Source organism: Stenotrophomonas sp. 99219_Sma (assembly GCF_056480785.1).
On the sequence record NZ_CM151117.1, the window covers coordinates 1,628,986 to 1,645,468 of the forward strand.

The 16,483-nt window shown below is 66.6% G+C and carries 19 protein-coding genes; 17 read left to right on the top strand and 2 right to left on the bottom strand.

The genetic code is table 11. The annotated features are described in order from the left end of the window. The first annotated feature begins 75 nt into the window (after positions 1-75). From surE to ACZK13_RS07530, 5 genes are all read left to right on the top strand, one after another. Positions 76-855: a 5'/3'-nucleotidase SurE gene (surE, locus tag ACZK13_RS07510; protein ID WP_180837497.1), complete on the top strand. Its 780-nt coding sequence runs from the start codon at positions 76-78 to the stop codon at positions 853-855. Next, entirely contained in the window at positions 852-1,529 is a 678-nt protein-coding gene (locus ACZK13_RS07515) for a protein-L-isoaspartate(D-aspartate) O-methyltransferase (RefSeq protein WP_010485977.1), read from the top strand. The genes surE and ACZK13_RS07515 overlap by 4 nt, the downstream gene beginning before the upstream one ends. An 18-nt stretch (positions 1,530-1,547) precedes the next feature. Further along, positions 1,548-2,162 (top strand): YqaA family protein, encoded by a 615-nt coding sequence (locus ACZK13_RS07520; protein WP_014036746.1) that lies wholly within the window; start codon positions 1,548-1,550, stop codon positions 2,160-2,162. Next, entirely contained in the window at positions 2,159-2,944 is a 786-nt protein-coding gene (locus ACZK13_RS07525) for a peptidoglycan DD-metalloendopeptidase family protein (RefSeq protein WP_253144629.1), read from the top strand. The genes ACZK13_RS07520 and ACZK13_RS07525 overlap by 4 nt, the downstream gene beginning before the upstream one ends. Positions 2,945-3,118: 174 nt before the next feature. Further along, positions 3,119-3,607, top strand: coding sequence for a hypothetical protein (locus tag ACZK13_RS07530; RefSeq protein WP_253144626.1), 489 nt, complete (start codon positions 3,119-3,121; stop codon positions 3,605-3,607). 26 nt (positions 3,608-3,633) lie between these two features. On the opposite strand, the gene ACZK13_RS07535 is transcribed toward ACZK13_RS07530, so the two are convergent. After that, positions 3,634-4,008: an Mth938-like domain-containing protein gene (locus ACZK13_RS07535; protein ID WP_012510659.1), complete on the bottom strand. Its 375-nt coding sequence runs from the start codon at positions 4,006-4,008 to the stop codon at positions 3,634-3,636. Between the two features lie 13 nt (positions 4,009-4,021). Continuing rightward, a complete protein-coding gene (gene yhbY / locus ACZK13_RS07540; protein WP_004152868.1) occupies positions 4,022-4,327 on the bottom strand; it encodes a ribosome assembly RNA-binding protein YhbY in 306 nt (101 codons plus the stop codon). Between the two features lie 65 nt (positions 4,328-4,392). On the opposite strand from yhbY, the gene rlmE reads away from it, so the two are divergent. The 12 genes from rlmE to recX all read left to right on the top strand — a co-directional run bounded on the left by rlmE (position 4,393) and on the right by recX (position 16,413). Further along, the gene (gene rlmE, locus ACZK13_RS07545; RefSeq protein WP_005409014.1) at positions 4,393-5,025 is read left to right on the top strand and encodes a 23S rRNA (uridine(2552)-2'-O)-methyltransferase RlmE; all 633 of its coding nucleotides are present in this window, start codon (positions 4,393-4,395) and stop codon (positions 5,023-5,025) included. Between the two features lie 69 nt (positions 5,026-5,094). Next, positions 5,095-7,029: an ATP-dependent zinc metalloprotease FtsH gene (gene ftsH / locus ACZK13_RS07550; RefSeq protein WP_010485966.1), complete on the top strand. Its 1,935-nt coding sequence runs from the start codon at positions 5,095-5,097 to the stop codon at positions 7,027-7,029. Between the two features lie 102 nt (positions 7,030-7,131). Beyond that, a complete protein-coding gene (locus ACZK13_RS07555; RefSeq protein WP_121503759.1) occupies positions 7,132-7,317 on the top strand; it encodes a hypothetical protein in 186 nt (61 codons plus the stop codon). 522 nt (positions 7,318-7,839) lie between these two features. Further along, positions 7,840-8,736 carry a dihydropteroate synthase gene (folP, locus tag ACZK13_RS07560; RefSeq protein ID WP_253144623.1) on the top strand — a complete coding sequence of 299 codons (897 nt, stop codon included), beginning with the start codon at positions 7,840-7,842 and terminating at the stop codon, positions 8,734-8,736. Then, a complete protein-coding gene (gene miaA, locus ACZK13_RS07565; protein WP_180838532.1) occupies positions 8,736-9,689 on the top strand; it encodes a tRNA (adenosine(37)-N6)-dimethylallyltransferase MiaA in 954 nt (317 codons plus the stop codon). The genes folP and miaA overlap by 1 nt, the downstream gene beginning before the upstream one ends. A gap of 96 nt (positions 9,690-9,785) precedes the next feature. Continuing rightward, positions 9,786-10,061, top strand: coding sequence for an RNA chaperone Hfq (gene hfq / locus ACZK13_RS07570; RefSeq protein WP_004152891.1), 276 nt, complete (start codon positions 9,786-9,788; stop codon positions 10,059-10,061). Between the two features lie 14 nt (positions 10,062-10,075). Then, entirely contained in the window at positions 10,076-11,386 is a 1,311-nt protein-coding gene (hflX, locus tag ACZK13_RS07575; RefSeq protein WP_032128411.1) for a ribosome rescue GTPase HflX, read from the top strand. Positions 11,387-11,508: 122 nt separating this feature from the next. Beyond that, positions 11,509-12,003, top strand: a complete 495-nt coding sequence (locus tag ACZK13_RS07580; protein WP_005409020.1) for a CinA family protein — start codon at positions 11,509-11,511, stop codon at positions 12,001-12,003. 34 nt (positions 12,004-12,037) lie between these two features. Further along, positions 12,038-13,720, top strand: coding sequence for a 2-polyprenylphenol 6-hydroxylase (gene ubiB, locus ACZK13_RS07585; RefSeq protein ID WP_253144643.1), 1,683 nt, complete (start codon positions 12,038-12,040; stop codon positions 13,718-13,720). A 213-nt stretch (positions 13,721-13,933) separates the two neighbouring features. Further along, complete coding sequence (gene lexA, locus ACZK13_RS07590) at positions 13,934-14,569, top strand: transcriptional repressor LexA (RefSeq protein ID WP_253144621.1); 636 nt, start codon at positions 13,934-13,936, stop codon at positions 14,567-14,569. Positions 14,570-14,773: 204 nt separating this feature from the next. After that, positions 14,774-15,811, top strand: coding sequence for a recombinase RecA (recA, locus tag ACZK13_RS07595; RefSeq protein WP_049449560.1), 1,038 nt, complete (start codon positions 14,774-14,776; stop codon positions 15,809-15,811). Positions 15,812-15,921: 110 nt separating this feature from the next. After that, positions 15,922-16,413, top strand: a complete 492-nt coding sequence (recX, locus tag ACZK13_RS07600; RefSeq protein WP_014036760.1) for a recombination regulator RecX — start codon at positions 15,922-15,924, stop codon at positions 16,411-16,413. The last annotated feature ends 70 nt before the right edge of the window (positions 16,414-16,483 follow it).

The following is a 16,483-nucleotide window of genomic DNA, read 5'->3' on the forward strand; positions in this document are numbered from 1 at the left end:
GGGAGTACGACGGTCCCGCCCACACTGCACGGTGACGGAATCGAATTCTTGGAAAATCAAGCGGTTAAATCGAAGATGCGAATCCTGGTCAGTAACGACGATGGCGTCGACGCCGCAGGCATCCGGATGCTTGCTTCGGTGCTGCGCGAGGCCGGACACGAAGTCACGGTGGTCGCGCCCGACCGTGATCGCTCCGGCGCCAGCAATTCGCTGACCCTGGACCTGCCGATCCGCCTCAAGCGCATCGACCATTACACCGTCTCGGTGGCCGGCACTCCGACCGACTGCGTGCACCTGGCGCTGACCGGGCTGCTCGAGTTCGAACCGGACATTGTCGTGTCCGGCATCAACAATGCCGCCAACCTCGGCGATGACGTGATCTACTCCGGCACCGTCTCGGCGGCGATGGAAGGTCGCTTCCTCGGGCTGCCGGCGGTGGCGGTCTCGCTGGTTACCCGCAACCACGATCCGAAACACTTCGAGACCGCCGCGCGCGCTGCCGTGGAGATCGTTGCCCGGCTCAAGGCCGATCCGTTGCCGGCTGACACCATCCTCAACGTCAACGTGCCTGATCTGCCGTGGAGCGAGGTCGAGGGCTTCGAGGTCACCCGCCTCGGCAACCGCCACCGCGCCGAAGGCTGCATCGCGCAGAAAGACCCGCGCGGCAACGAGGTGTACTGGATCGGCCCGGCCGGCCGTGAGCAGGACTCCGGCCCCGGTACCGACTTCCATGCGGTGCGCACCGGGCATATCTCGATCACCCCGATCCAGGTCGACCTGACCCGCTACCAGGCACTGGAGAAAGTGGCCAGCTGGGTCGGCGGCCTCAGTGCCGCGCTGGACCGGCCGGCATGAGTCCACGCCTGCGCCTGCAACCGGAAGCCGTCGGTATCGGCATGACCTCGCAGCGTGTGCGTGACCGCCTGGTCGACCGCCTGCGCGAAGCCGGCATCGTTGACGAGCCGACCTTGAATGCGATCCGGGTGGTGCCGCGCCATCTGTTCATTGATGAGGCGCTGGCGTCACGGGCTTACGAAGACACTGCGCTGCCGATCGGCCACGGCCAGACCATCTCGCAGCCCTGGGTGGTCGCGCGGATGACCGAGGCGGTCCTCCAGGTCGCGCCGAAGCGGGTGCTGGAAGTCGGCACCGGTTCCGGTTACCAGGCCGCCATCCTCGGTGCGCTGGGCCTGGAGGTCTACACCGTGGAGCGAATCGGTGATCTGCTGCGGCAGGCCCGCAAGCGCTTCCGTGCGCTGGGCATGAACATCCGCACCAAGCATGACGACGGTCGCGTCGGCTGGGCCGAGCACGGTCCGTTCGATGCCATCGTGGTTACTGCGGCGGCGCCGGCACTGGTCGACGCCCTGATCGAGCAACTGGCCGAGGGCGGCCGCCTGGTGGCGCCGGTCGGTGGCCCCGGGGCGCAGTCGCTGGTACAGCTGGACCGCAAGGCCGACGGCAGCATCGAACAACACGTGCTGGCGCCGGTCACGTTCGTGCCGCTGCTGTCTGGCATGCTCGACTAATCCACGGAGCAGGGTTGCATGAAGATTTTCGGGCCGCTGTACGAGCGGGCGATGAAGTGGGCGGCGCACGAACGCGCGCCGACCTACCTGACGGTGTTGAGCTTCTTCGAGGCGATCATCTTCCCGGTGATGCCGGAGGTGATGCTGGCGCCGATGTGCGTGGCCCAGCCCAAGCGCGGTTGGTGGTTCGCCACCCTGAGCCTGGCCGGCTCGATGGTCGGCGCACTGGTTGGCTACGCGCTGGGTCATTACGCCTTCGAGGCGATCAAGCCGCTGTTCGAGGCGCTGGGCATGCTGCCGGCCATCGAGCAGGGCATCACCACCGTGCAGGCGAAGATGGCCGAGTCGCCGTGGGCAGTGTTCACCTTCCTGGTGCTGGGCGGATTCATGCCCATCCCGATGAAGGTCTTCACGTGGGCATCGGGTATCGTCGGTGTACCGATGCCGCAGTACCTGTTGAGCATGCTGATCGGTCGTGGCAAGCGCGTGTTCGTGCTGGCTGCGGTCATCCGTATCGGTGGTGCGCGTGCTGAAGCGGCACTGCGTCGCTGGATTGAACCGCTGGGCTGGATCGCCACCGCGCTGGTGGTGGTGCTGATCGCCTGGCTTGTATGGAGGTCGAAGTTCGCATGAGTCCTGATCGTCTGAGCAAGGGAGTGCGCATCGGCGCGCTGGCGTTGCTGGTTTCCACCCTGTCCGCCTGCGGCACCGCCACCGTGGTTCGTCCTGGTGGTGGCAGCACCGGTGGCGGTGTGACCACGCCGAAGACCTCGGTACCCAAGCCGGGGCAGACCGTGGTGGTGCGCAAGGGCGACACCATCTATGCGCTGGCCCGCATCCATGACATCACCCCGGCCGACCTGATTGCCTGGAACAGCCTGGACAACCCCTCGACGATCTATCCGGGGCAGGTGATCCGGCTGTATCCGGCCGGTGCCAGCGGCGGCCGCGCGCCCACCACGGTGGTCACCCCGCCGCGTTCCGGTGGCAGCAGTGGCGGCAGCACCACGCCGGCCCCGGCGCCGGTCGGTCCGGTGAAGAGCAACATCGCCTGGCGCTGGCCGGCTGATGGCGCCATCGTTGGCCGTTACGTGGCTGGTGATGCGACCAAGCAGGGCGTCGACATCGCCGGCACCAGCGGCCAGGCGGTCAAGGCCACCGCCAATGGCGTGGTGGTGTATTCCGGCGCCGGCCTGGTCGGCTACGGCGAGCTGATCATCATCAAGCACAGCGACCAGTGGCTGTCGGCCTATGGCCACAACCGCAAGCGCCTGGTGAATGAAGGCCAGAGCGTGAAGGCCGGTGAGCAGATCGCCGAAATGGGCCGTACCGGTGCGAACCGCGACATGGTCCACTTCGAGATTCGCTACAACGGCAAGCCGGTCGACCCGCAGCAGTACCTGCCGGCACGCTGATCGTCAGATGCGATAGCGCCGGGCCATGCCCGGCGTTCCTGACCTGTAGAGGCGAGCCATGCTCGACCCGGGTACTGCAGAGTGGTCATTTGCGACCTTGTGTGTCGCAGGCTCACCTTCACGGCGGACGGGATACCCGGCATTCTTGAGCGGTCCCAGTCGATCCGGTGCCCCATGCTCCGTCTTGCTTCCACTCTCGCGTTGCTCATCGTCGCGCCGCTGGCCTCCGCAGCCAGCGATCCGCGCGACGTGGTCACCCGTCTTTACGCGGCCGTCCAGGCGCCGGCTTCGGACGAAGCGACCATTCCGCCGTTGCTGGGCGATGCGCTGCGCTCAGCCATCGATGCGCAGCGCGCTTACGAGCGGACCTGTGCGGTGCTGGCCGCGCATGACGAGAAGCCGCACATGCTGGACCAGAGCCCGTATCTCATGGCGCCGGATCGGCCGGAAACGGTAAAGGTGGGGCTGCCCGCGACGAGCGGCGATGGCAGTTGGGTGCTCGTCGAAATGGCGATAGGCGACTATCGCTGGACCGACCGTGTCCTGCTGCAAAGGCAGGGCCAGGACTGGAAGGTCATGGACATCCGCTGGGGCCAGAGCGGCAACCTGATCGGGCGGCTGAAGCAGTTCTCGGCCTTCCGCTGCACCGCTTCTGGCGGCTAGCGCCGGGGCGCGCCCGACGCCTCGACTCAGCCTTCCAGAATGAAAGCGGCCGCGACCTTGCGGCCTTCGCCCGCCAGGATGTTGAAGGTGCGCGCGGCGGCCGGATTGTTCATCACTTCCAGGCCGATGCCGCGTGACAGGCAGGCAGCCATCACCACTGCCGGCGGGAATACCTGGCGGTCACCCGTGCCGAGCACGATCAGCGCCGGGTTCAGCGCCAGGATCGGCTCCAGGTCAGCCAGCTGCAGCGCGGTGGCGCTCACTACCGGCCATTGCGTGACCAGCTGGTCCGGGGTCAGGAAGAAACTGCTGCCCAGCACCTGGTCATTCACCTTGGCCGAGCGGCCATCGGCGGCGCGCAGGCTGTAGGCGTAATCGGGCGGTTCGTGGTTCAGCTGCATGGCAGTAAGGCGATCAGCCGCGCGGCAGCACGATCTGGCGCTGTTCCTTGCTCGGGCGGTACAGCACGGCGACGTGGCCGATGCGCTGTACCAACGCGCTCTCGGTGGCTTCGACGATCTCGCCGATCATCACGTCACGGGCGTCGCGGTCTTCGGCAGCGACCTTCACCTTGACCAGCTCGTGGCGCTCCAGCACTTCGTTCAGCTCAGCGATGAAGGCCGGGGTCACGCCCTTGCCGCCGGTCTGCAGCAGGGCCTTCAGGTCGTGGGCTTGGCCGCGCAGGAAACGGGTCTGGGAAGCGGTCAGGGCGATGGACATGCAGGAAAACACGGTTGAATGGGGCGATCAGGGTATCATGAGGACCCCATCAGCCCCTATTTTCAATGGCTACCCGCAGCAAAAGCAGCCAGCGCTGGCTCAAGGAACACTTCTCCGACCCCTTCGTGAAGAAGGCCCAGGCCGAAGGCATGCGCTCGCGCGCGGCCTACAAGCTCGAAGAGCTGCTGGAACGTGACCGGTTGCTGAAGCCGCACATGGTGGTGGTCGACCTCGGCGCGGCGCCGGGCGGCTGGTCTCAGCAGGTTAGGAGACAGATCGGCGATACCGGCCGCGTGCTGGCACTGGATATCCTGGACATGCCGCCGCTGGCCGGCGTGGAGTTCCTTCATGGTGACTTCAGGGAAGAAGCCGTTCTATCGCAGTTTGAAGCCATGCTCGGGGATCAGCCGGTAGACCTTGTGCTGTCGGACATGGCCCCCAATAAGAGTGGTGTAGGCGCGGTCGACCAGCCGCGGATGATGCACCTGGCGGAGCTGGCTCTGGATTTTGCCGACAACCACCTGAAGACCGGTGGGGCATTCCTGATCAAGCTGTTCCAGGGCGAGGGCTTTGACGACTACGTGCGCGACATGCGCCGCCGGTACGACAAGGTCTCCATCCGCAAGCCGGAAGCCTCGCGCAAGCGCTCTCCCGAGGTGTATGCCTTGGGTCAGGGAAAACGCGCCCACATGAAGTAAGCTCGCAATGTACGCAAGTTCGACCCCAACGCAACGCCAGCACTGAGAGGAACACCGGAGCCAATGAGGATGAACGACTTGACCAAGAACCTCCTGCTATGGGTGGTCGTCGCCGTCGTGCTGATGGTGGTCTTCCAGAGCTTCTCGCCGAAGTCCTCCGGGGCCGGCGCGCAGGGCGCGTCGTACTCGCAGTTCCTGGACCAGGTGGACAGTGGCAACGTGCAGAAGGTCGCCTTTGGCGGCGACATGCGCGGCGGCACCAGCCAGCTGACCTACACCACCCGCGGTGGGCAGTCGTCCACCATCACCGCACCGTTCGATCGTGACCTGATCAACGTGCTGCGTACCAAGAACGTGGAGATCGTGCAGGAGGAGCCGTCCAGCGGCATTTCCCTCGGCGCGATCCTGATGAATTTCCTGCCGGTCATCCTGATCATCGGCTTCTGGTTGTTCATCATGCGCCAGATGCAGGGCGGTGGTGGCGGTGCCAAGGGCGCGATGTCCTTCGGCAAGTCGCGCGCCAAGTTGCAGGGCGAAGACCAGATCAAGGTCACCTTCGCCGATGTCGCTGGCTGCGACGAGGCCAAGGAAGAAGTGGGCGAGCTGGTCGACTTCCTGCGCGACCCGTCCAAGTTCACCAAGCTGGGCGGCAAGATTCCGCGCGGCGTGCTGATGGTGGGCCCGCCGGGTACCGGCAAGACGCTGCTGGCCAAGGCCATCGCTGGCGAAGCCAAGGTGCCGTTCTTCTCGATCTCCGGTTCGGACTTCGTGGAAATGTTCGTCGGCGTCGGCGCCAGCCGCGTGCGCGACATGTTCGAGCAGGCCAAGAAGCACGCCCCCTGCATCATCTTCATCGACGAAATCGACGCCGTCGGTCGTCACCGTGGCGCCGGCCTGGGGGGCGGTCATGACGAGCGCGAGCAGACCCTGAACCAGCTGCTGGTCGAGATGGACGGTTTTGAAGGTGGCGAAGGCGTGATCGTGATCGCTGCGACCAACCGTCCCGACGTGCTGGATCCGGCGCTGCTGCGCCCGGGCCGTTTCGATCGCCAGGTCGTGGTCGGTCTGCCGGACGTGAAGGGTCGCGAGCACATCCTGAAGGTGCACATGCGCAAGCTGCCGCTGGCCGACGACGTCGAGCCGATGGTGATCGCGCGTGGTACCCCGGGCTTCTCCGGCGCCGACCTGGCCAACCTCTGCAACGAGGCTGCCCTGTTCGCCGCGCGTGGCAACGAGAAGGAGGTCCGCATGGACCACTTCGACCGTGCCCGCGACAAGATCCTGATGGGTGCCGAGCGCCGCTCGATGGCCATGAGCGAGGAGGAGAAGACCCTCACCGCCTACCACGAAGCCGGCCACGCCATCGTCGGCCGTCTGGTACCCGAGCATGACCCGGTCTACAAGGTCACCATCATTCCGCGCGGCCGTGCGCTGGGTGTGACCATGTACCTGCCGGAAGGCGACAAGTACTCGATGAACCGCGTGGCGATCAAGTCGCAGCTGTGCTCGCTGTACGGTGGCCGCGTGGCCGAGGAGCTGATCTTCGGTGCCGACAAGGTCACCACCGGCGCCTCCAACGACATCGAGCGCGCCACCAAGATGGCCCGCAACATGGTCACCAAGTGGGGCCTGTCCGACCAGCTCGGCCCGATCGCCTATGGCGAAGAGGACGACGAGGTGTTCCTGGGCCGTTCGGTCACCCAGCACAAGAGCGTGTCCAACGACACCGCGCGCCGCATCGACGAGGAAGTGCGCAACATCCTCGACGAGGCTTACGCACGCACCACCGAGCTGATGACGGCCAACCTGGACAAGCTGCACGCGATGTCCCAGCTGCTGCTGCAGTACGAGACCATCGACGCGCCGCAGATCGACGCCATCATGGAAGGCCGCGATCCGCCGCCGCCGGCCGGTTGGAACAAGTCGAACAAGGATGGTGGCAACGACAAGGGCGGCGACGCCCGTCCGCTGCCGCCGATCGCAGGCCCGGCCGAATCGCACTGACGGCCCGCTGCACGTGACACCAGACGAGGCCGGGGCAACCCGGCTTCGTCGTTTCCGGGCCACTGGCCCATCCCGAAGAACTGATCTGACGCTGGAGCCCGCATGTCCGCCCCGAAGCCCGAACCGATTTCCCACACCGCCGAAATGGTCATCGCCACCGTGGTCGGCGTGGGTGTGGGCCTGGGGGCCGACAATCTGCTGCTGGGCTGCGTGGTGGGTATCGGTGTCGGCATCGTGCTGAGCATCGTCAGGACCCTGTACGTGGACCGAAAGCGCCGCCGCCGTTAAGGGTGTTGGCAGGGCTGCGCCCTGCACCCGCGGTAGTGCCGGTCGCTGGCCGGCAACCTCAACAGCAACAGCAACATCCGTGGTTTGGCGGGGCGGTGTCGGAGTGCGGGGACGCTGCAAGTACGTCCCTGTAAGCTTGGCAGCCGCATTCATGCGGCTGACACCCCGCCCTCCGACACCGCCCCACCTCTGACAGATCTCCGCGGCTGTTGGTAGGTGTCGACCTTGGTCGACACATCTGTCAGATATCGAATGAGTCATCCACGCATGGCGTGGATCTACTGCAGATCGCAGAAAACTGTCGAAGGCGGGGTGGGTCCGGTTGCGGGGGCGTGAGCGCCATGGATGGCGCGACCGAGCCTCCATGGACGGATTCACGGCGTCCCCCGCAACCGGACCCACCCCGCCATCCCTCAGTAAACCCGCTGTTGCTCCGGCTGTTGCTGTCGCTCTGGCCTCTGCGGGTGCAGGGCGCCGCCCTGCCGAACTAAACTACCCGCCGTTGTCCCTGCAGGATTGCCCATGTTCGATACCTCGCCCCAGCTCGATTGCGCCGGCCGCATCCTGCGCCTCGACCGCGCCCGGGTCATGGGCATCGTCAACGTCACCCCGGACTCGTTCTCCGATGGCGGCGCGCACGACACCACCGAGGCCGCGGTCGCACATGGCCTGAAGCTGGTCGAGGAGGGCGCGGACCTGCTCGATATCGGCGGCGAATCCACCCGCCCGGGCGCCGCGCCGGTATCGGTCGAGGGAGAGCTGCGCCGGGTGCTTCCGGTGATCGAGCAGCTGGCCGCCCGTACGCAGGTTCCGATTAGTATCGATACCTTCAAGCCGGAGGTGATGCGTGCGGCCGTGGCCGCCGGCGCGGGCATGATCAATGACATCTTCGGCCTGCGCCAGGACGGGGCGCTGGACGCCGCCGCTGCAACCGGCGTGCCGGTGGTGCTGATGCACATGCAGGGCGAGCCGGGCCACATGCAGGCTGACCCACACTACGATGACGTGGTCGCCGAGGTGCACGGTTTCCTGGTGCAGCGCCTGTTCGCTGCAGAAATGGCCGGCATCGCGAAGAAGAACTTGCTGGTCGACCTCGGTTTCGGCTTCGGCAAGACCACGGCCCACAACATGACCCTGCTGGCGCGCTCGGAACGCTTCCTGGAACTGGGCGTGCCGATGCTGGCTGGCTTGTCGCGCAAGCGCAGCCTGGGGGAACTGACCGGCCGCGACACGCCGTCCGAACGCGTGGCTGCGTCGGTGGCCGCGCACCTGATTGCGGTGCAGCGTGGTGCGCGCATCGTGCGCGTGCATGACGTGGCGGCCACCGTCGATGCGCTGAAGATCTGGCAAGCGGTCGAGGCGGTGCCGACGCCGCGCGCCGACGCCACGCCGACGATCCGCTGGCCGGACGAAGACTGATGGGCATCGACCGGCGGCCGCTGGCGATCGCCGTGATGGGGCCGACCGCCAGTGGCAAGACCGCCACCGCGATCGCTCTGGCACAGCAGCTGGATGGCGAAATCGTCAGCGTCGATTCGGCGCTGGTGTACCGCCACCTGGATATCGGTTCGGCCAAGCCCGATGCGGCAGAGCGTGCGCAGGCGCCGCACCATCTGCTGGACCTGCGCGATCCCTGGCAGACCTACTCGGCAGCCGAATTCGCCGCCGATGCCGGCCGGGTCGTGGCCGACATCGTGGCACGCGGCAAGATGCCGATCCTGGCCGGTGGCACTGGCCTGTACTTCCGCGCCCTGTTGCAGGGCCTGTCGCCGATGCCCGAGGCCGATCCGGCGACGCGCGAAGCGCTCAGCGCCGAGGCGGCCGAGCGTGGCTGGGCGGCGCTGCACGCAGAGTTGGCCAAGGTCGATCCAGCAGCAGCGGCACGCATCCATGCCACCGACCCGCAGCGCATCCAGCGGGCGCTGGAGGTCTATCGCCTGACCGGCACCCCCATCACTGAATGGCAGCGCCGGCCGGGCGTGGCGCCGTTGCCGGTGCGCACCCTCAAGCTGATCCTGGCGCCGCGTGACCGCGCGGTGCTGCACCAGCGCATCGAGGCGCGCTTCGACGCCATGCTGGCGCAGGGCTTCCTCGACGAGGTGCGGGCGTTGCGCGCGATGCCGGAAATGGCTGCCGTGGAGGCGCCGCTGGACCTGCCGGCAGTGCGCGCGGTCGGCTATCGGCAGGCCTGGGAATACCTGGAGGGGGAGGGCGATGCCGCCCGCTTCCGTGACAAGGCGATCTTCGCCACCCGCCAGCTGGCCAAGCGCCAGCTGACCTGGCTGCGCGGCGAGCTTGATGCGCGCTGGTTCGACCCCCATATCGACCACGAGCGCCTGGCCGGCGCGGTGTCGACCTTCGTCGCACGCTGAACCCCCGCCAGCCGTGTAACATCATCGGTCGGCGGGCGGCTCGGGGGCCGTGGCAACCGTCGGCAACCCAATAAGAACAATAATCAGGAGTGTGCAATGTCCAAGGGGCAATCGCTGCAGGATCCTTTCTTGAATGCACTGCGGCGCGAACGCGTGCCGGTTTCGGTGTACCTGGTGAACGGCATCAAGCTGCAGGGCACGATCGAGTCGTTCGACCAGTTCGTGGTCCTGCTGCGCAACACGGTCAGTCAGATGGTCTACAAGCACGCCATTTCCACGGTCGTTCCGGCACGCAACGTGAAGGTCGGTCCGGGCGGTGGTTACGTGCAGTCGGGTGAAGGTGGTCAGGCAGGTGATGAAGCAGACGAGTAATACCGGAGCGGTGAATGTTTGACCGCTCGAAGAAGGGCGAACACGCCCTGTTGATCCAGCCCCATTTCGGCAAGCTGGAAGACGATGTGCTTGAAGAGTTCGGTGATCTGGCCCGCTCGGCTGGGGCCAGCATCGCCGCGACGATCACCGCACGCCTGGATCGTCCGAATCCGTCGACCCTGATCGGCAGCGGCAAGCTGGACGAGATCAAGGCCGCGGCCGATGCCAGCGGTGCCGACCTGATCCTGGTCAACCATGCGTTGAGCCCGGGCCAGGAGCGCAACCTGGAACGCTTCCTCGAGCGCCGGGTGATCGACCGTACCGGCCTGATCCTGGACATCTTCGCCCAGCGTGCGCACAGCCACGAAGGCAAGCTGCAGGTCGAGCTGGCGCAGCTGCGTCACCTGGCCACGCGGCTGGTGCGCGGCTGGACCCACCTGGAGCGCCAGCGCGGTGGTTCGATCGGCCTGCGTGGCCCGGGTGAAACCCAGCTGGAAACCGACCGTCGCCTGCTGCAGAAGCGGGTCGAGCAGCTGCAGAAGCGCCTGGAAAAGGTCGAGGTGCAGCGCACCCAGATGCGCCGTGCGCGCGTGCGCAGCGAGCTGCCGCGCGTGGCCCTGGTGGGCTACACCAACGCCGGCAAGTCGACCCTGTTCAATGCCATGACCGGCGCCGAGGCGTACGCCGCCGACCAGTTGTTTGCAACGCTGGATCCGACCGTGCGCCGCATCGCGGTGCCGGGCGGCAACGTGGTGCTGGCCGACACCGTCGGCTTCGTTCGCGACCTGCCGCATGATCTGGTCGCCGCGTTCCGCTCGACCCTGTCCGAGGCGCGCGAGGCCGATTTCCTGCTCCACGTGGTCGACGCTGCCGATCCGCACCGCGAGGAGCGCATCGCGCAGGTGGATGAGGTGCTGACTGCGGTCGGTGCCGGTGACCTGCCGCAGTTGCTGGTGTTCAACAAGATCGACCGCATCGAAGGTGCCGACGTCCGCCACGATGGCCAGGACGGTATCCCGGATGAGTCGCGCCGGGAGCGGGTGTGGATTTCCGCGCGTGACGGGCAGGGCCTGGAGCTGCTGCAGGCGGTGCTGGGCAAGCGCCTGGGCCTGCAGCATGTCACCGGCGAACTGCGCCTGCCGCCGGATGCCGGCCGCCTGCGTGCGCGCCTGCACCAGCTGGAAGTGATCCGCAGCGAGCAGGCCGACGAAGACGGCTGGCTGCTGCAGGTCGACCTGCCGATTGCCGAAGCCGAAAAACTGGCTGCCAGTGCCGACGGCGCGCCGATCCGGGCGCTGCTGCCGGAGAAACTGCCGGAGTGGTGAGGTAGCGGCCCATGCCCGGTAGTGCCGGCCGCTGGCCGGCAGCGCAACCGTGCCGGAGGGGCGCGACATCAACCTGTCATCTGCGGTACAACGTGCAGGTTCTTCACCCCACCGTCATGCCGATGTCCATCCCCACCGACGCCGATCTCAACGCCCAGTCCGCCGCGCTCGGGCAGCGCCTGCAACAGGCCTCGCTGCAGCTGGTAACCGCCGAAAGCTGCAGTGGCGGCTGGATCGCCAAGTGCATGACCGACATCGCCGGTTCCTCGGCGTTCTTCGACTGCGGCATGGTGGTCTACAGCTACGAGGCCAAGCAGCGCTTGCTGGGCGTACGTGCGCAGACCCTGGAGCAGTTCGGTGCGGTCAGCCGCGAAACCGTGCTGGAGATGGTGTCCGGTGCACTGGTCAATTCCGGTGCCGGCATCGCCGTGGCGGTCACCGGTATCGCTGGCCCCGGCGGTGGCAGTCCGGACAAGCCGGTCGGCAGTGTCTGGATCGGCTGGAAGCGCCGTGGCGGCTACGCCCGTGCCGAACTCTTCCAGTTCGACGGCGACCGCGAAGCCATCCGCCGGCAAACCGTGGCGGCGGCATTGCGCGGTATCGACGCCCAGCTGTGACATGCTGCTCCGGTAATCGTCCGGAGCACGCATGATGTGGGAAACGCTGGGCACGGTCCGTGACCTGGGCCGACTGCAGGAAATCGCCGTCGTCCTGATCCGCTATGGCTTCGGCGACGTGGTGCGGCGCATCGGCCTGGCCAGCACGCTGGAACGGGCAGGGCGCCTGCTGCACTGGAACGAGGAGCGGCAGGAGCTGCTGCGGATGACCGCGCCGGTGCGCGTGCGCAGCGCGATGCAGGATCTCGGCCCGACGTTCGTCAAGCTTGGCCAGGTGTTGGCGACGCGCGTTGACCTGCTGCCGCCGGAATGGATCGCCGAGCTCTCTGAACTGCAGAACGCGGTGCCGGCGCTGCCGTATGCGGATATCCGCGAGCAGCTCGAAGCCGACCTTGGCGCATCGCCTGCAGAGGTGTTCGCGTTCCTCGATGAAACCCCGATGGCCGCCGCTTCGCTGGCGCAGGCCCACCGCGCGCGCCTGCATGACGGTCGCGAGGTGGTGCTGAAGGTGCGTCGCCCCGGCATCCGCGATGTGGTCGAGGCCGACCTGCGGCTGCTGGCCCGCTTGGCGGAGATCGTCGAGGCGCGCCTGCCGGACCTGCGCCGCTATCGCCCGGCCGAGGTGGTGCAGCAGTTCACCGTGTCGCTGCGTCGCGAGCTGGATTTTGCCGCCGAATGCCGCAATGCCGAGCGCATCGCGCGCAACTTCAAAGGCCGAGACGATATCCTGATTCCCCGCGTGCACTGGCAGTGGACCTGCGAAAGCCTGAACGTGCAGGACTTCGTCGACGGCATTCCAGGGCGTGATCTGGCTGGCGTTGATGCCGCAGGACTGGACCGGCGCGAACTGGCGCGACGCGGTGCGGACATCGTGCTGAAGATGGTGCTGGAGGACGGCAGCTTCCACGCTGATCCGCACCCGGGCAACATCATCTACCTGCGTGACGGCCGCATCGGTGTGATCGATTTCGGCATGGTCGGTGCGCTGTCCGAAGTGCGTCGTTTTCAGGTCGCGCAGCTGCTGCACGGGCTGGTCGAGCAGGACCCGCAGGGTGTGGCCGACGTGCTGCTGGACTGGGCCGGCGGCGTGGAAGTGGACGAGAACCGGCTGCAGCACGACATCAGCCAGTTCGTCGACCAGTACCGTGGCGTGCCGCTGAAGGACCTGCGCATCGGTCTGATGCTGGGCGACATCACCCAGCTGCTGCGCAGCTACAGCCTGACCCTGCCGGCCGACCTGGCGCTGATGATCAAGGCGTTCCTGACCCTGGAAGGCATGGGGCGGCAGCTGGACCCTGATTTCGACATGGCCAGTGCCGCGCGCCCGTTCCTGGAACGGGTGGTGCTGCAGCGCTATGCGCCCAGGGCCCTGCTCAAGCGTGGCCGCCGCAGCTTGCTGGGCCTGGTCGACTTCGCCGGTGAACTGCCCCGCGACCTGCGCAAGCTGGTCCAGGCCGCCCGCCGTGGGCGCCTGCAGCTGAAGGTGGAAACCACGGCGCTGCAGGGCTTCGGCGAGCAGGTCAACCGTGCGGCGAACCGGCTGGTGATGGGCATCGTCACTGCTGCCCTGATCATCGGCTCATCCATCGTGATGCACAGTGTAGGTGGCGTCTCCAGCCGCTGGCTGCTGGCGCTGGGCGTATGCGGCTTCATCGGCGCCGGCTTCTGCGGCGTCTGGATCCTGTTTTCGATCTGGAGAAGCGGCAAGCACACATAGTGTGCTTGCCGCAGCGGTTCCCAACGGGAGCCGCGGAATCGCTGCGCGATTCCTGTAGAGCCGACCGCTGGTCGGCTGCTTCTGCTCTCGCCTTTGTCTCTGCCAGCCAGGCCAAGCCCGGCGACGATTACCGAGCACAGCTCGGCACCACGGATGCCGCCGTGTCGCCCCCGGCACTTGCAGTTCCATTCGTTAGTAGTAATACTACTAACCATGGACCTGACCGACACCCAGCAGGCGATCCTGCAGTTGATCGCCGAGCGTATCGAGAGCGAAGGCGCGCCGCCGTCGCAGACTGAAATCGCACGTGCGTTCGGCTTCAAGGGCGTGCGCGCGGCCCAGTACCACCTGGAGGCCCTGGAGCAGGCCGGTGCGATCCGTCGCATCCCGGGCCAGGCCCGCGGCATCCGCCTGGTACAGGCGCCACCTGTCGAGAAGCTGGCCGAGCCGGGCCTGCCCGACAGCGTCCTGCGCCTGCCGGTGCTGGGCCGTGTCGCAGCCGGTCTGCCGATCGGTGCCGATATCGGCTCGGACGACTTCGTGGTGCTGGACCGGGTGTTCTTCTCGCCGGCACCGGATTACCTGTTGAAGGTGCAGGGCGATTCGATGATCGACGAGGGCATCTTCGACGGTGACCTGATCGGTGTGCACCGCACCCGCGATGCTCATTCCGGACAGATCGTGGTGGCCCGCATCGATGACGAGATCACCGTCAAGCTGCTGAAGATCGCCAGGGATCGTATCCGCCTGCTGCCGCGCAATCCCGACTACAAGCCGATCGAGGTGCTGCCGGACCAGGACTTCTCGATCGAGGGCCTCTATTGCGGCCTGCTGCGGCCCAACCGTTGACCCGTTCCATAGCGCATTACCCCGCGGTCTTTTGTGGCGATTCTCTGGTTCCACTGAGGTTGGTACGGATGTCCGATAATTCTTTTCAGAGCGCCGGGCAGAATCTCAGCCTGTGCGATACGTCCGACTTAAAGTGAACCCATGGCAAAGAAGACCCCCAAAGACAGCACCTCCAACGACACGACCTCTGCAAGGACCAATCCGATGGACGAGAACAAGAAGCGCGCCCTCGCTGCAGCTCTGGGCCAGATCGAAAAGCAGTTCGGCAAGGGCTCGGTGATGCGCATGGGCGACCGCGTGGTCGAGCCCGTCGAAGCCATCCCGACCGGTTCGCTGATGCTCGACATCGCGCTGGGCATTGGCGGTCTGCCGAAGGGCCGTGTCGTTGAAATCTACGGGCCGGAATCCTCGGGCAAGACCACGCTGACCCTGCAGGCCATCGCCGAATGCCAGAAGATGGGCGGCACCGCGGCCTTCATCGACGCCGAGCACGCGCTGGACCCGATCTACGCCGCCAAGCTGGGCGTGAACGTGGACGACCTGCTGCTGTCGCAGCCGGATACCGGCGAGCAGGCGCTGGAAATCGCCGACATGCTGGTCCGTTCGGGTTCGGTGGACATCCTGGTGATCGACTCGGTCGCCGCGCTGACCCCGAAGGCCGAAATCGAAGGCGAGATGGGCGACCAGCTGCCGGGCCTGCAGGCCCGCCTGATGAGCCAGGCGCTGCGCAAGCTGACCGGCAACATCAAGCGCTCCAACACCCTGGTGGTCTTCATCAACCAGCTGCGCATGAAGATCGGCGTGATGATGCCGGGCCAGAGTCCGGAAACCACCACCGGCGGCAACGCGCTGAAGTTCTACGCTTCGGTGCGCCTGGACATCCGCCGTATCGGCGCAATCAAGAAGGGCGACGAGATCATTGGCAACCAGACCAAGATCAAGGTCGTCAAGAACAAGCTGGCGCCTCCGTTCAAGCAGGTCATCACCGAGATCCTGTACGGCGAAGGCATCAGCCGCGAGGGCGAGCTGATCGACATGGGTGTGGATGCCAAGCTGGTCGAGAAGGCCGGCGCTTGGTACAGCTACGGTGAAGAGCGTATCGGCCAGGGCAAGGACAACGCCCGTGGCTACCTGCGCGACAACCCGACGGTCGCTGCCAAGCTTGAAGCCGAGCTGCGCGAGAAGTTCCAGCCGACCGAAGCCACCCGTGAGGAAGGCGACGACGAAGGTGACGACGAATAAGGCTTGCTGTGGGGCAGGGCGGCGCCGTCAGTGACGTCGCCCTGTCCCGCAGGTTCGAATCGCCCAGGGATGGGCTGGGCGCCACGGATGGCGCCACCCTTGGAGCACCGATGTCCGACGCCGACGACATTCCCACCGGCCGCAAACGCCGGCCGCGCGAGCAGACGCCCGTGCAACGAGCGCTGGGCCTGCTGGTCCGCCGCGAGCACTCGCGCAAGGAGCTCACCCGCAAGCTGACCGCACGCGGCATCGAAGACGAAGCCGCGCAGGCGGCTGTGGCCAAGTTGACAGAGGCCGGCTGGCAGGACGACACCCGTTTCGCCGAGAACCTGGTGCGGATGCGCGCCAACACCGGTTATGGGCCGATCCATGTCCGCGCCGAGCTGGGCACTCACGGCCTGGACAGTGCCGCGATTGCCGCGGCGATGGACAGCTACGAAGGCGACTGGCAGGAAAATGCCCGTGATCTGGTCCGCCGACGCTTTGGTGAGGCCGGTCCGCAGGACCTGACGCAGCGGCGCAAGGCCGCCGATCTGCTGGCCCGACGGGGCTTCGACGGCGACAGCATCCGCCGTGCGACCCGCTACGACCCGGATGACTGAGACTGGCGGCGCCGGGCCTGATACCCTTTAGGTTTTCGGCGGTCCCTCGCGACCCTGGCCAACGCGGCCG

What these genes read in the sequence shown, in the direction of transcription:
- ACZK13_RS07580 (WP_005409020.1), top strand. Translation starts at nt 11,509, where the DNA reads ATGTCCATCCCCACCGACGCCGATCTCAACGCCCAGTCCGCCGCGCTC.
- ACZK13_RS07520 (WP_014036746.1), top strand. Translation starts at nt 1,548, where the DNA reads ATGAAGATTTTCGGGCCGCTGTACGAGCGGGCGATGAAGTGGGCGGCG.
- ACZK13_RS07515 (WP_010485977.1), top strand. Translation starts at nt 852, where the DNA reads ATGAGTCCACGCCTGCGCCTGCAACCGGAAGCCGTCGGTATCGGCATG.
- hfq (WP_004152891.1), top strand. Translation starts at nt 9,786, where the DNA reads ATGTCCAAGGGGCAATCGCTGCAGGATCCTTTCTTGAATGCACTGCGG.
- ubiB (WP_253144643.1), top strand. Translation starts at nt 12,038, where the DNA reads ATGTGGGAAACGCTGGGCACGGTCCGTGACCTGGGCCGACTGCAGGAA.
- hflX (WP_032128411.1), top strand. Translation starts at nt 10,076, where the DNA reads ATGTTTGACCGCTCGAAGAAGGGCGAACACGCCCTGTTGATCCAGCCC.
- surE (WP_180837497.1), top strand. Translation starts at nt 76, where the DNA reads ATGCGAATCCTGGTCAGTAACGACGATGGCGTCGACGCCGCAGGCATC.
- lexA (WP_253144621.1), top strand. Translation starts at nt 13,934, where the DNA reads ATGGACCTGACCGACACCCAGCAGGCGATCCTGCAGTTGATCGCCGAG.
- miaA (WP_180838532.1), top strand. Translation starts at nt 8,736, where the DNA reads ATGGGCATCGACCGGCGGCCGCTGGCGATCGCCGTGATGGGGCCGACC.
- recA (WP_049449560.1), top strand. Translation starts at nt 14,774, where the DNA reads ATGGACGAGAACAAGAAGCGCGCCCTCGCTGCAGCTCTGGGCCAGATC.
- ACZK13_RS07530 (WP_253144626.1), top strand. Translation starts at nt 3,119, where the DNA reads ATGCTCCGTCTTGCTTCCACTCTCGCGTTGCTCATCGTCGCGCCGCTG.
- recX (WP_014036760.1), top strand. Translation starts at nt 15,922, where the DNA reads ATGTCCGACGCCGACGACATTCCCACCGGCCGCAAACGCCGGCCGCGC.
- rlmE (WP_005409014.1), top strand. Translation starts at nt 4,393, where the DNA reads ATGGCTACCCGCAGCAAAAGCAGCCAGCGCTGGCTCAAGGAACACTTC.
- ACZK13_RS07525 (WP_253144629.1), top strand. Translation starts at nt 2,159, where the DNA reads ATGAGTCCTGATCGTCTGAGCAAGGGAGTGCGCATCGGCGCGCTGGCG.
- folP (WP_253144623.1), top strand. Translation starts at nt 7,840, where the DNA reads ATGTTCGATACCTCGCCCCAGCTCGATTGCGCCGGCCGCATCCTGCGC.
- ftsH (WP_010485966.1), top strand. Translation starts at nt 5,095, where the DNA reads ATGAACGACTTGACCAAGAACCTCCTGCTATGGGTGGTCGTCGCCGTC.
- yhbY (WP_004152868.1), bottom strand. Translation starts at nt 4,327, where the DNA reads ATGTCCATCGCCCTGACCGCTTCCCAGACCCGTTTCCTGCGCGGCCAA.
- ACZK13_RS07555 (WP_121503759.1), top strand. Translation starts at nt 7,132, where the DNA reads ATGTCCGCCCCGAAGCCCGAACCGATTTCCCACACCGCCGAAATGGTC.
- ACZK13_RS07535 (WP_012510659.1), bottom strand. Translation starts at nt 4,008, where the DNA reads ATGCAGCTGAACCACGAACCGCCCGATTACGCCTACAGCCTGCGCGCC.